The sequence below is a fragment of the Aequorivita xiaoshiensis genome (assembly GCF_022008395.1).
GTDB classification, from domain to species: Bacteria; Bacteroidota; Bacteroidia; order Flavobacteriales; family Flavobacteriaceae; genus Aequorivita; species Aequorivita xiaoshiensis.
The window spans coordinates 86,906-100,275 of sequence record NZ_JAIRBB010000004.1 but is presented as its reverse complement, the minus strand read 5'-3'; the positions used below and the strand labels follow the sequence as shown (position 1 = coordinate 100,275).

12 protein-coding genes and 1 tRNA gene are annotated in these 13,370 nt (G+C 33.9%); 9 read left to right on the top strand and 4 right to left on the bottom strand.

The window, feature by feature from the left end; translation table 11 throughout:
* Positions 1-68 precede the first annotated feature (68 nt).
* Positions 69-142: transfer RNA gene (locus K8344_RS07030), tRNA-Arg, on the bottom strand.
* Positions 143-215: 73 nt separating this feature from the next.
* On the opposite strand from K8344_RS07030, the gene K8344_RS07025 reads away from it, so the two are divergent.
* The gene (locus K8344_RS07025) at positions 216-728 is read left to right on the top strand and encodes an adenine phosphoribosyltransferase (protein ID WP_237608034.1); all 513 of its coding nucleotides are present in this window, start codon (positions 216-218) and stop codon (positions 726-728) included.
* Here K8344_RS07025 and K8344_RS07020 read toward each other — a convergent pair.
* The 3 genes from K8344_RS07020 to K8344_RS07010 all read right to left on the bottom strand — a co-directional run bounded on the left by K8344_RS07020 (position 725) and on the right by K8344_RS07010 (position 3,006).
* Complete coding sequence (locus K8344_RS07020) at positions 725-877, bottom strand: SsrA-binding protein (protein WP_237608033.1); 153 nt, start codon at positions 875-877, stop codon at positions 725-727. The two genes, K8344_RS07025 and K8344_RS07020, sit on opposite strands and share 4 nt — an antisense overlap.
* A 61-nt stretch (positions 878-938) precedes the next feature.
* A complete protein-coding gene (locus tag K8344_RS07015) occupies positions 939-2,648 on the bottom strand; it encodes a M56 family metallopeptidase (RefSeq protein WP_237608032.1) in 1,710 nt (569 codons plus the stop codon).
* Between the two features lies 1 nt (position 2,649).
* The gene (locus K8344_RS07010) at positions 2,650-3,006 is read right to left on the bottom strand and encodes a BlaI/MecI/CopY family transcriptional regulator (RefSeq protein WP_237608031.1); all 357 of its coding nucleotides are present in this window, start codon (positions 3,004-3,006) and stop codon (positions 2,650-2,652) included.
* Between the two features lie 151 nt (positions 3,007-3,157).
* Between K8344_RS07010 and K8344_RS07005 the strand changes: the two genes are divergently transcribed.
* From K8344_RS07005 to K8344_RS06970, 8 genes are all read left to right on the top strand, one after another.
* Entirely contained in the window at positions 3,158-4,111 is a 954-nt protein-coding gene (locus tag K8344_RS07005) for a calcium/sodium antiporter (RefSeq protein WP_237608030.1), read from the top strand.
* 136 nt (positions 4,112-4,247) lie between these two features.
* The gene (locus K8344_RS07000) at positions 4,248-6,434 is read left to right on the top strand and encodes a glutamine synthetase III family protein (protein ID WP_237608029.1); all 2,187 of its coding nucleotides are present in this window, start codon (positions 4,248-4,250) and stop codon (positions 6,432-6,434) included.
* Positions 6,435-7,066: 632 nt separating this feature from the next.
* Positions 7,067-8,344: a hypothetical protein gene (locus K8344_RS06995; protein WP_237608028.1), complete on the top strand. Its 1,278-nt coding sequence runs from the start codon at positions 7,067-7,069 to the stop codon at positions 8,342-8,344.
* Between the two features lie 187 nt (positions 8,345-8,531).
* Positions 8,532-9,044: a hypothetical protein gene (locus K8344_RS06990; protein WP_237608027.1), complete on the top strand. Its 513-nt coding sequence runs from the start codon at positions 8,532-8,534 to the stop codon at positions 9,042-9,044.
* A 4-nt stretch (positions 9,045-9,048) separates the two neighbouring features.
* Complete coding sequence (locus K8344_RS06985) at positions 9,049-9,840, top strand: CsgE family curli-type amyloid fiber assembly protein (RefSeq protein ID WP_237608026.1); 792 nt, start codon at positions 9,049-9,051, stop codon at positions 9,838-9,840.
* Between the two features lie 123 nt (positions 9,841-9,963).
* Positions 9,964-10,326, top strand: coding sequence for a curli assembly protein CsgF (locus tag K8344_RS06980; protein ID WP_237608025.1), 363 nt, complete (start codon positions 9,964-9,966; stop codon positions 10,324-10,326).
* Positions 10,327-10,333: 7 nt separating this feature from the next.
* Positions 10,334-11,779: a CsgG/HfaB family protein gene (locus K8344_RS06975; protein WP_237608024.1), complete on the top strand. Its 1,446-nt coding sequence runs from the start codon at positions 10,334-10,336 to the stop codon at positions 11,777-11,779.
* A 30-nt stretch (positions 11,780-11,809) separates the two neighbouring features.
* Positions 11,810-13,324, top strand: coding sequence for a carboxypeptidase regulatory-like domain-containing protein (locus K8344_RS06970; RefSeq protein WP_237608023.1), 1,515 nt, complete (start codon positions 11,810-11,812; stop codon positions 13,322-13,324).
* Positions 13,325-13,370: the final 46 nt, after the last annotated feature.

Genomic DNA, 13,370 nt, shown 5'->3' with positions numbered 1-13,370 from the left:
TAGAAGTGAAATATCAAAATTTTCTCCTAAAACGAAAAAACCACACTCAATTGAGTGTGGTTTTTTTGTGACCTTGCCAGGATTCAAACCTGGAACCTCCTGAGCCGTAATCAGGTGCGCTATTCAGTTGCGCCACAAGGCCATTTTGTTGTTGCTTTTGGCGGCTGCAAATATATTTATTTTTAAATTGCAAGACAAATAAAATCAATAAAAAAATGAATTTAAGTAAATATATTCGAAATATTGAGGATTTCCCCAAAGCTGGAGTGCGTTTTAAAGATATAACCCCACTGCTAGCAAACCCTGATGCAACCGTCTATTGTTTACAGCAGTTAGTAGCATTGTTGGAAGATGAAAAGATAGATAAAGTAGTAGGTATTGAGTCCCGTGGTTTTTTCTTTGCAACATTATTAGCAAAAGAACTTAAAGCAGGTTTTGTTCCTATTAGAAAGCCGGGGAAGCTCCCGTTTAATACTCTTAAAGAGCCTTATGAGTTGGAATATGGAATGGATGCCCTCGAAATACACGAGGACGCAATTAAAAAGGGTGAACGTGTTCTCTTGCACGACGATGTACTAGCTACGGGTGGAACAGCAAGAGCAGCTTGTAAGCTTATCGAAAATCTTGGAGGTGAAATTGTGCAGTGTAATTTTTTGCTTGAAATAGCGTTTTTAAAAGGTGTGCAGAAATTAAAAAATCAAAATGTAAAATCCTTACTAAAGTATTAGTCTAACAAATTTTTGGTAACCCATAGTTTGTAACCAAAAATCGCCATTTGTAGTTTCGACGCTTTAGCTAGATCCACTCCTTTTTTGGTGAAACTAGGAAGTATCTTCTTATTTACCTTTGCTAAAAATTTAAAAAATCTCTTTTTCATATTGTATAAAAATAAGAAAACCTTCTAGTTATTAAGAAGGTTTATGAAATTTAATAGATTTCTATTTTTTTGTGGTAATTTCAATAACGCCATTGACTCCTTTGCCGCCATATTTCTTAAGCGCTTTTTCACTTTTTAAAACATTTACTTTATCAATGTTTTCTGGCAATAATAATTCTACTTGCTTTTTAGTAGAGGCTATACCATCGATGAAATAAAGTGTATTACTTGCTTTTTTATTTATCTGTCTTTTTGCTTTCGCTTGGCCCTGCACTTCTTGTGCTTCATTATTTGGTGAGGCTGAAGGAGTAGGATGGTTAATTTTCATTTTAGATCTGCGTTTCTCAATTTCCATTTTTCTCTTTTGTATGCGTTCTTGCATTTCCATTTTGCGTTCGTTCATATCCTGGGAACGTTCTCGCCTCTTTAAACTTCTTCTTTGCATACGTTCCTTACGGCGCTTTTCGACTGCTTCAGACCAAAACCCTGTTTTCCCATCTTTATCTATAAAAAAGAAAAACTCATCAATGCCCTTATCCTGGCTTACTTGGTAATTTCCGTTGTTTCCGTTTCCGGTATAAGTAAGAGTAAGTGAAGTAATTTCGTTGAGATTATTGCGAATGGCAGCATATCTTAATTCTAAACCATATTTACTTTTAACCTCTTCTTTAATTTCTTGAAGTGAAGCATCGGTTGTGTTCTTGTCAATTTTCACACGGTAGGTCTCCTGTAATGGTGATTGTTTTTTGATTATAGCTTTTGGTGTTTTCTGAGCTATTGATTCTGTTACAGGCTCAATAGTTGTAATAACAGCTATATCCTTCTTGTCTAAAACAGGTTGGAAAGCTTTTTCTTTAACTTTATCTGTTTTTACTTTATTATTTTCTGAAGGAATTTCCACGTATTTTTTTACTTCGTTTACATTAAAACCCCATAAAAATATCGTTAATAAGGGAACTACTACCATAGCCTTAAAGGCGTTTTGTCTATTTGAATTTGCTTTGTTTAACATAATGATTCGTTTTTTGATGAATGAATTATAAAATTTATTTGTTGGGGCAGATAAAGGCGATGCTAATGAGGTGTTTAGCAATGCTAATTGGTATTCCTTTTTTGAATTAATACGAGTAATGGTTGTTCGGTCTGCTAAATACTCTAAGTTTTCTACAATGCTACTTTTATAGCCCCATGCTAATGGATTAAACCATTGTATAATAAGAAGTAGATTACTTGCCAATACATCAATTGTGTGTAGTTGTTCTATGTGTGCTATTTCGTGTGCTAATATCATAGCAAGTTCATTGTTAGTATGAAGAGTGGGATTGAAAACGATATAATTGAAAAATGAAAAGGGTGAAATTGATTCAGATACTTCAATTATCTTACAATTGTTACTTAACTTGTAAGGATGATTTTCTAATATAATAAAAAGAGAAATAAGCTGATAAATGAATCTTAATGAAAATACTATTACTCCTAATACATATATGTACAATAGTATATTTTCAATTGAATAGTTTGAGTTAAATGCTGAGGAAGATAAAGTTTCTGAAGCCGTTTCAGTGGAAGGAAATGATGCTAAAGCGGGAGCTTCTATTATTATGGTTTTGGTAAACTGTATAATAGGAAATATTGCAGCAGCAAGGACTCCGATAAGAAGAAAGAGCCTATTGAACGTAAAGTGCGTTTCTTTTTTTAATAGAAAAATATAAACCAAATAAAATAAGGAAAGAATTCCAGCAGATTTTAAAATGTATTGAATTGTTTCCATTTTATTTTTTGTTTTCAATTAACTCCAATATCTCTCGAAGATCCTGAGCGCTTATTTTTTCTTGTTTAGCAAAAAATGAAACCATGTTTTTATAACTATTATTAAAGTAGCGTTTAGAGGCGAGATTCATAAATCCCTTGCTGTATTCTTCCTTAGAAATAATAGGATAGTACTGATGCGTTTTGCCATAAACATTAAAAGCTACATAGCCTTTATCTTCAAGATTTCTAACTATAGTAGATATTGTGTTGTAATGATTAGTGCTCGGTAAAATCTGTAAAATTTCTTTAACAAAAGCCTTTTCAAGCTTCCAAAGGGCTTGCATTACTTCTTCTTCTTTATTTGTGAGGTTTTCCATAGATAAAAATAAGAACTAGTTTTATAGTTAGACAACTAGTTTTATAGTTATATAACTTCTTTTTTAGTTGTTTATTGTATTCGTTAAAAAAAATACTATCAAAACTTGTGCTTTTTTCATAATTAGTATCTTCGCGAACTCAATAAGGTTTATGGATTATTTATTTGTATTTATCGGCTTAACACTATTAGTAATTGGAGGAGAATTTTTGGTGCGGTCTTCCGTGGCGCTTTCCTTTAAATTGAATTTGTCAAAAATGGTTATAGGGCTGACGGTAGTTTCATTTGCTACCTCAGCTCCAGAATTGTTAGTGAGTTTACAAGCCGCTTTAAATGGGTTTTCTGATATCTCTTTAGGAAATGTAATCGGTTCAAATATTGCAAATATTGGACTTGTTTTAGGTATAACGGCAATAATTTCACCTTTGGCCATAGATAAAGATTTCTATAAGCTTAATTGGCCTGTAATGATGATACTTTCAATTGGGCTGTATTTTATACTAAAGAGTGGAGATATAATCTCCCGTTCCGAGGGGGTTGCATTACTACTAATGTTAGTAGTTTATCTGTGGATTTTAATACGAAAAGCTCGAAAGGATAGAGGGGTAGTGCAAGTTGATGAAGAAGTTGATGAAAGTCTTGCAACCACATCTAATTTTAAGATTATTCTTTGGCTTGTTATTGGTGGTGTAGCATTATATTGCGGAAGTGAATTGTTGGTAAACGGAGCGGTTTCTTTAGCACAAAGTTTTGGAGTTACAGAACGAGTAATCGCGGTTACGATGATAGCTGTAGGTACAAGTATCCCAGAGCTGGCTGCTTCTGTAATTGCAGCACTTAAAAAAGAAAAGGCTTTATCGCTTGGGAATCTTATAGGTTCTAACATATTTAATATTGCTTCAGTTTTAGGAATTACTGCTATTATTCAACCTATAGCAGTTATGAGCGAAGAGGTGCTCACAAACGACATATTCTGGATGATCGGTTTTGCGGGGATACTTTTGCCTTTAGCATTTCTTCCAAAAGCTTACGAACTTGGCCGTAAAAGGGGGATTTTACTTTTATCGGCTTATGCTGTTTTTATTGCTTTAACAATTTTAAAGTAGTCTTTTCTTGGTTTAACCCCTATTTTTTAGGGGGTCTTCACAGGAAAATATGTTTTTTTTCAAAAAAAATTTAAAAATGAAGGGGTGTATGTTGGTTTTTTTTATTTTTGCAATGTCAAACTAAAAAAACTACAAGATGCCAACATTGCGATTTCACGCACTAAAAAAGACCTTCGATAGAGTTCCAGTTCCTGTAATAGAACCAGCAAGGCGTTCCGAAATCTTTGGGAAAAATGTTTTCAATAGAGATGCTATGCGTCAATATCTTACCAAAGATTCATTTAATAGTGTTATGGCAGCTATTAATGCTGGCGCTAAAATAGAAAGAAACATTGCCGATCATATCTCTACAGGTATGAAAGAATGGGCAATTGCTAAAGGTGCTACACATTATACTCATTGGTTTCAACCTTTAACTGGCGCAACTGCTGAAAAGCACGATGCGTTTTTTGAAACAATGGAAGATGGTCACGCTATCGAAAAATTTGGTGGCGGTCAATTAGTACAGCAGGAACCAGATGCTTCAAGTTTCCCTAATGGTGGGATTAGAAATACATTTGAAGCTCGTGGATACACCGCGTGGGATCCAACATCTCCTGCATTTATTTACGGAACGACATTGTGTATACCAACAGTTTTTGTGTCGTATACGGGTGAAGCATTAGATTATAAAACTCCTTTGCTTAAAGCATTACTTTCTATTGATAATGCTGCTACTGCAGTGGCAAAATATTTTGATAAAAATGTAACTAAAGTAAATGCAACTCTAGGTTGGGAGCAAGAATACTTTTTAGTAGATAGCGCTTTAGCAGCTTCTCGTCCTGATATTTCATTGGCGGGAAGAACGCTACTTGGGCATTCTTCTGCCAAAGGACAGCAATTAGACGATCATTACTTTGGTTCAATTCCTGCACGTGTTTTAAACTTTATTAGACACTTGGAAACTGAATGTATGTTATTGGGTATTCCAGTAAAAACACGTCATAATGAAGTTGCCCCAAATCAATTTGAGCTGGCTCCTATATTTGAAGAAACAAACCTTGCGGTAGATCACAACTCCTTATTGATGGATTTGATGCATAAAATTGCCGAAAAGCATAATTTTAAGGTGTTGTTTCACGAGAAGCCTTTTGCAAATGTAAATGGAAGTGGAAAACACAACAACTGGTCGTTAGCTACAGATACAGGAATAAACCTTTTAGGACCTGGAAGTACTCCAATGAAGAACCTTCAGTTCTTAACTTTTTTTATCAATACGCTTAAAGCCGTAAACGATCACGAAGAATTGCTTAGAGCCTCTATTGCAAGTGCAAGTAACGATCATAGATTAGGGGCTAACGAAGCGCCTCCAGCAATTATTTCGGCCTTTATTGGTTCGCAACTAACTGAGGTTCTTGATGAGCTTGAAAAAGTAACTAACGGGAAACTTTCGCCACAAGAAAAAACAGAGCTTAAGTTAAATGTTGTAGGTAAAATTCCAGAAATTTTACTAGATAATACCGACCGTAACCGTACTTCAGCCTTTGCGTTTACAGGTAATAAGTTTGAATTTCGTGCAGTAGGTTCAACAGCTAACTGTGCAAACCCTATGACTGTGTTGAATGCGATTGTTGCTAAACAACTTATCGACTTCAAAGCAAAAGTTGACGGATTGATAAAGAGCAAAAAGATGAAGAAGGACGACGCCATCTTCAATGTGCTTAGAGAGTATATTAAAGACTCAAAAAGAATTCGTTTTGAAGGTGATGGTTATGGTGAAGCCTGGGAGAAGGAAGCAAAAAAACGTGGACTTAGCAATCACAAAACAACTCCGGAAGCATTAAAGGCGAAAATCTCTAAGAAAAGCATTGATCTTTTTGAAACTTTAGGAATTATGAGCAAAGTGGAAATGGAGGCTCGTTATGAAATTGAAATGGAAGAATACACTATGCGTATTCAAATTGAAGGACGTGTACTTGGTGATATTGCTAGAAACCATATTATTCCTACAGCTATTCAATATCAAAACATATTGATAGAAAATGTTCAAGGGTTAAAGAATATATACGGCACCGATTTCAAAAAGTTTGCTACAGAACAAATGCACCTTATTGAACAAATAAGTGAGCACCTTGCTAAAATTAATAAAGGTATTACCGATATGATTGAAGAGCGTAAAAAAGCTAATAAAATTGAAAACGCCGAAAAACGTGCCCTTTCATATTGTCACGAAGTAAAACCTTATTTCCAAATTATAAGGTATCACTGTGATAAACTAGAGCTTTTAGTAGACGATGAGCTTTGGCCATTAACTAAATACAGAGAGTTATTATTTACAAAATAACATACCTTATTATATAAGGATCATTCTAAACCGCTTAACTTTTGTTGAGGGGTTTTTTATTTTAAAAAATTGGTATTTTATTACGCAGTTAATGGTATTTACTTGTGTGTACTTTTAAAGCGATGAATCTAAGAAATATATTCGTATTAAAGATTGCTTAATTAGGTCTAAGGTTATTTTAAGTTTAAACCTTTTTTAAATTTCTTTTGTTTAGCGTAGAAAATTAAGATTTAATTGGACGCTAAGTGCTGTGGGTTTTATTAATAGATAATTATTGAAATAGGGCTTAATTTGTTAAAAATAGTTGTTTCCCCCTATTTGCATAAAAAGATTAAATTTGTTTGTTTTTTTATAATATTTATTGCATATTTGTTGTGTAGTTCAAAAGGAGATAAGTTTTCTCGAGCTGCAATTCCTCCTCAAAAAAAACAAACCTGTCCCCGGCGTTTTGTAAATTAGAAAAAATCCCTAATTTTTAAAATGTTCTTTTACTAAGTTCATTTTTACATCCATCCCCATAATTTAATTTTGATGGAATGCTTTCACGTGTTCCTGAAAAACCTCAAGGAAATTTTTCCTTGCAAGAAAAAGAATTTTTAACCAATTATTAATAATCTTTAAATCTTTAAATTATGAAAAAAGTAATTCTAAGTGCTATGGCGCTAATGGCGGGGACGGTAATGTTCGCGCAGAACAACACAAGTACAGTTACTCAAACTGGACTTTTAAATGTTAATGGAACGATACAAGTGGGGGACTCCAACAATTCTGATGTTGACCAAACGGGAATCCTAAATGTAAATGGAACAATGCAATTAGGAGACAGAAATGATTCTGATACTGATCAAGAAGGTAATTTGAATCTTGCAGGAACTGCTCAATTAGGAAATGATAACGATGCTAGAACGCTACAAGAAGGTGATCGCAACACCGCTGGTACCTTGCAGGTTGGCAATGATAACGATGCATATACTTGGCAAGATGGTGATGATAACCTAAGTACAACTGAACAATATGGAATTGATAACGACTCTTATGTAGATCAGTGGGGTGACGATAACGTGAGTTCAGTATTGCAAATTGGTCTTTCCAATAGCTCGACAGTAGAGCAGTGGGGTGATGACAATACGTCTTCTGTAATGCAAGACGGATGGGCTAACGACTCTGATGTATTTCAAGGTGGTAACGACAACACTTCTTCAGTAATGCAGGATGGTTGGTTTAACGATAGCGAAGTAGAACAAATTGGTGATGATAATGATTCACAAGTTGAACAATATGGTATCCTTAATAGTAGTGATGTTTATCAATTAGGTGATGACAATAGCTCAATGGTTTATCAGGATGGTATTGCCAATACTAGTGATGTTGATCAAATAGGTGATGACAATACTTCTATCGTTGAGCAAATTGGAGATCTTAATGATAGTGATGTTGATCAAATCGGTAACGATAACTGGGCTGGTACAGGTCAATATGGAAACGATAATGAATCTACTACTTATCAGTTAGGTAATGATAACAATGCTTTGACTATTCAGTTAGGTGATGATAACGAAAGTACAACGCGTCAGGTAGGTTTCTTTAATGACTCTGATGTTTTTCAAATTGGAAATGACAACTATAGCTATGTAGGACAAGCTGGCGCATTTAATACATCTATGGTGACCCAATTTGGTGATGATAATACAAGTATTGTTGCTCAAGTAGGTTTGGCTAATTATTCTGAAGTGTTACAATCTGGTAATGACAACATAAGTTTAGTTGGACAGGCTGGTTTCGGTCATACAAGTTACAACCATCAATATGGAAATAGTAACTTTAGCCTTGTAGGTCAAGTAGGTCTAGGAAACTGGAGTCATGTAGATCAAATTGGTAATGGTAACGTTGATGTTACTTTTCAGAACTAAATAATTTATCGAGTTAATAAGCTCATATATTATCAGTTATAATAAAAATGGTATAAGAGCATCTAAACAATGCTCTTATACTTATTTTATAAAGGGATTATAAAAATTAAAATTAATAAGGATTTGTTCTAGTTGTTAATTTTCAAAAAAATCAATATCTTCAACAAGACCATTAAAAAATATAAAGATGAAAACTTTCAATATTATAATTATAGTCTTAGCTCATTTTTGTTTTGTAAATGTGTCTTCTGCTCAAACATATAAAGACAAGGACAATAAAGCTTTAGAAAAAATTCATGCTAAACCTTCGCTTTATAATGTCGTAGCATCTCAAAATCTTCCTGCAAGTAATACTAGTAAAAGTGTTTTTGTTCAACAAATTGGGAATGAGAATACCGCATTTACCTTTACAAAATCAAATCAAAGTGATGTGCGATTGTTTCAAATTGGTAACCGAAATGATATAGGTGTTTTTGTATCTGCAAATAAGGTATCCGAAGATGTTCTTCAAATAGGTGACAATCATAGCTTTACAGATATTAGTGGCAATAAAAATGGTTTTCATGCCGCAAATGTTGTGCAATTCGGCGCAAACCAGAACTTAATTCGGCTTGGCAGCCAAAATTCAATGTCCGATAAAATGATGGTTACTATGAAAGGTAGAAATCAGACGGTTATTATTCGGAATTTAAAAAATTAAAATTTTGTACAAAATTTTACAATATAGCCTACCCATATACTTGTTGCTGTTTTTCTCTAGCATTGCTTACTCGCAAATGTATAATTCTCAAATTGAAGCTGAAATTAATATACAGCAGTATGGCAATACATATAATATTACTGGCTTAGCTGTAAATAAAACTGTATCAAACCAAAGTTTACATTATACGCTTTCTGTAATTAAAAATCAAGACGATAATTCCAACACTTCTAAAAACGATCAAAAAGGTAGATTTGTGCTTGAAATCGGGGAGAAAAAAAATCTTTCTACAACCTCTATAAATGTAAGTGAGAACCAACGGGTAATTGTGTTGTTATTAATTTATGACGACAAAGATACACCATTGGGTATGGATCGAAAAGTAATTAATCCGACAGAAGAAGATTTGGCTTTGCAAAAAAATGATAGTATAGAAAGAGAAAGGGCAGTAAACCCTTCGCCTGATGTTAGTACAAAGCCTGTGGATGGTATTATGATAGGCGGAATTGTTACCGAAGATACCAAGACTAAACCAGGTAGGGATTTTTATAAAATGTTTGATCAAAATTACAGATTGAATAATATAAACGGGTCAGAAATTGTTACTATTAAAGAGGTTTTGTCGTTAAACAATAACACTAAAATAGAAGTTTTAGTGGCCAATGAAAAAGTTTTGGAATTTTTTGTTAGACCCCAAACAGAGTATTTAAAACAGATGGCCGACATTGCGGTAAGAAGAGTTTATTGGTTTTTACAACAATACAAAGAGAGAAAACACACTCAAAAGTATTACTAGAAATTTTTAATGTATTAATACAATTTTTGATATTTTTAGTTAAAATTCAGTAAAAAATACTTATCTTTTCCTTAATAAGCTAGTGATTCAATATCTCATACAAATTAATTAATACAACTGAAGATGAAATACTTTATTTTTTTCTTATTTATTACTTTTTCTACTGTAAGCTTTGGGCAACAGTTAGTATATAAGCCTATAAATCCTTCTTTTGTAGGCGGAGATTCGTTTAATGGAGCATGGTTGCTTAATTCAGCAAATGCTCAAAACTCATTTCAAGACGATTCTCAGTTTGATGCTTTTGATCGGTTAGGAGGCTTTGGGGGATTCGGTGGGAATCAGTTTACCAAAGAAAATGCTCCACCTGAAGGGACCAGTATTAGTGGGGATTTTCAGTATGAAGTATTTGATTCATCGGGTGGATTAGTGATAAACGTTTTAAATATTGTCACCGGTGAAGCAACCCAAATAATCATACCAAATTAAAGTTTATATGAAGAATACACTTACAAAGTTTTGTATTGTAGCTCTCTCACTCTTTTTTTGGGGTTGTGGCGCATATTTTAACCAACCATTAGGTCCACAAGAAGCACGTATTGGTGAAATTACCAAACAAACGAAAACCCTTTATACTCTTCCTGAGCCAGAAGAAGCGATTATTGCTGGTGTTTATAATTTTAAAGACCAAACCGGGCAATATAAGAATATAGAAAATGGAAGTACATTTAGTACCGCAATTACACAAGGTGCAACTACAATTTTGATTAAAGCTTTAGAGGATTCTAAGTGGTTTAGACCTATAGAACGTGAAAATATTAGTAACCTTTTAAATGAACGTCAGATTATACGGTCCACCCGTGAGGAACATAGAAGGGTTAACGATAATTCTCCTACACGACTACCTCCACTATTGTTTGCTGGTGTTTTATTAGAAGGTGGCGTTGTTTCTTATGATTCCAATATTCTAACTGGTGGTGCTGGGGCAAAATATTTTGGGGTAGGAGGTTCTACACAATATAGACAAGATAGAATTACGGTTTACTTACGTGCAGTATCTACAAATACTGGGGAAGTGCTAAAAACAGTTTATGTGTCTAAAACCGTTCTATCGCAGGCTGTGGATGTTAGTCTTTTTAAATACGTAAATTTTCAACGTTTACTTGAAGTTGAAACTGGTTTTACTAAAAATGAACCAGCGCAAATGGCAGTGCAAGAAGCTATTGAAAAATCTGTGGAGATGTTAATTATCGAAGGAATAAAAGATAAACTGTGGTCGACTAAAGAAGGAGTTGAAAAAAATAAAGAAATTGTTGATGCATATTTACTTGAGAAAGAAGTTGAAGAATCAACAGGATTATACGAAAGACGGTATTTAGAGAATAATTATAACAGCCAGTTTAACTTTAATGCCGGAATGGCTTTAGTGGATGGCGATTATTCAACTGGAATATTAGATTACAAATTTGGATTTATATATAAATACTCTATTATTCCAGAATTAAGGGTAGCGACGGATTTTCAGTTCTTTAGGCTCAATTCTACTCCAGAAATTAATCATTGGTGGCTTACTCAAGGCTTGAATGTTGAGTATAATATGTTGCCAAATGATAGGTTAAGCCCTATTTTTTACGCAGGTCCAGGAATTTTGCTTTTCGCAGATGATAGTCCTATAGGCCACCTTCAACGTTGGGATAGCTTCTTTAATTTAAAATTTGGAGCGGGCTTAGAATATCGTGTATCTCCTAGAGTGTCATTTGTGCTTAATGGAGAATGGGATGTTACATTTTCAGATAAAATAGACAATTTACCTCACGGAAGGCGGGATGACTTTTACTATACAATGAGTTTAGGTTTGAGTTATCACTTCGGTTCTTCTAGATCAAAAAAGAAAATTTATAATAAAGGAGAACAACTTGAAATATCACCGCTTAACAATTAATAGGTGAGCGATTTTTAGAAAATAACATTAATGAACAAATATAACATACAGATGAGAAGAGGTTATACATATATAAAGTTCTTATGCTTGTTATTTGTCGTTTTGGTTGGCTGTAATGAAGACCGAATTGACGAAAATGCCTATGGTAAAATTATCGGGAAGGCTGTAATCGAAGGAACAAACGAACCATTGCAAAATGTAAGAATATCTACAAGTCCAGTTACCAGCACGATATTTACAGATAATGCGGGATATTTTATTTTAGAAAACGTTCCCGCGGGTGAATATTCGGTTTTAGCTCGTTTAGATGGATATTTAGCGCGTTATGAGCCAGCAACTGTTATAGCAAATAAAACAGTAAATGTAATCTTCGATATGGAGGTTTCTACTGCAAACAATAGACCACCTTCTGCACCTGAATTACTTATGCCAGCAGAAAATGAGGTTATTGACGGTGTAGAAGCACTATTTCAATGGAGTTCAATAGATCCAGAAGGAGATCCAATAACATTCGAATTAGAATTGCGAAACGATCAAAATGATGTGGTAGAAAGATTTGACGATTTAAATGATACTATATATTTATATCCAGAATTAATACTTGGAGCACAATATTTCTGGCAAGTAACAGCCGCAGATGAGTATAATCCGCCCGTATTAAGCCCTGTCGGAACTTTTAAGGTAAAACCAGCACCCATAGAGAATAGATTTCTTTTCGTCAGAAACATCAATGGGAATAATGTGATATTTTCAGCTGACGAAGAAGGTAATGAATTTCAGTTAACTTCCGAAAACACAAATAGTTACAGGCCACGTAGAAATGTTGCTGCAAATAGAATTGCTTACCTACAAACAACTGGTGCCCAAGCCGATATATATACTATGAACCGTGATGGTACTGATAAGGTTAAAGTTACCTCAAACGTAAGGCCTAATGGTTTTAATTTGAATGAAATAAATATATCTTGGCCTCCAACGAGTGATCGTATATACTTCCCAGTATTGGATAAATTATATCGAATTCGTTCAAGCGGACAAGACTTGGAACTAGTATATCAAACAACCGATGGTTCTTTAATTTCTGAGATAGCTGTTAGTGAAAATAGCGATCTGATAGTGTTGAAAACAAATAATTTAAGTGGATATGATATTTCAATTTTTACTATAGATTTTAGTGGGACAGTGTTAGATACTCTTATTACGGGACTTCCTGGCGGTGCGGGAGGATTGGATATTTCTGTAACAAATTCTAAAATCGTATATTCCTATGATGTGGATGGCTTTGAACCATTAGATTATAGAAGATTGAATTCTAGAATATTCCTATACGATATAGTTACAAATACAACGACAGATATTTCTGGTGAAAAACCTAATGGTACTAACGATTTAGAACCCATATTCTCACCAAATGAAGCCTTTGTAATATTTACGAATACCTCTAACGATGGTATTTCTCAAAAAGATGTTTATCAATTAGAAATAGGTGATAGCGAAAGTAGAACGCTTCTATTTGAAAATGCATTTATGCCTGATTGGGAATAACCTAATTAATTATATTTCAAAAAGCCCACTTTGCTGGGCTTTTTTT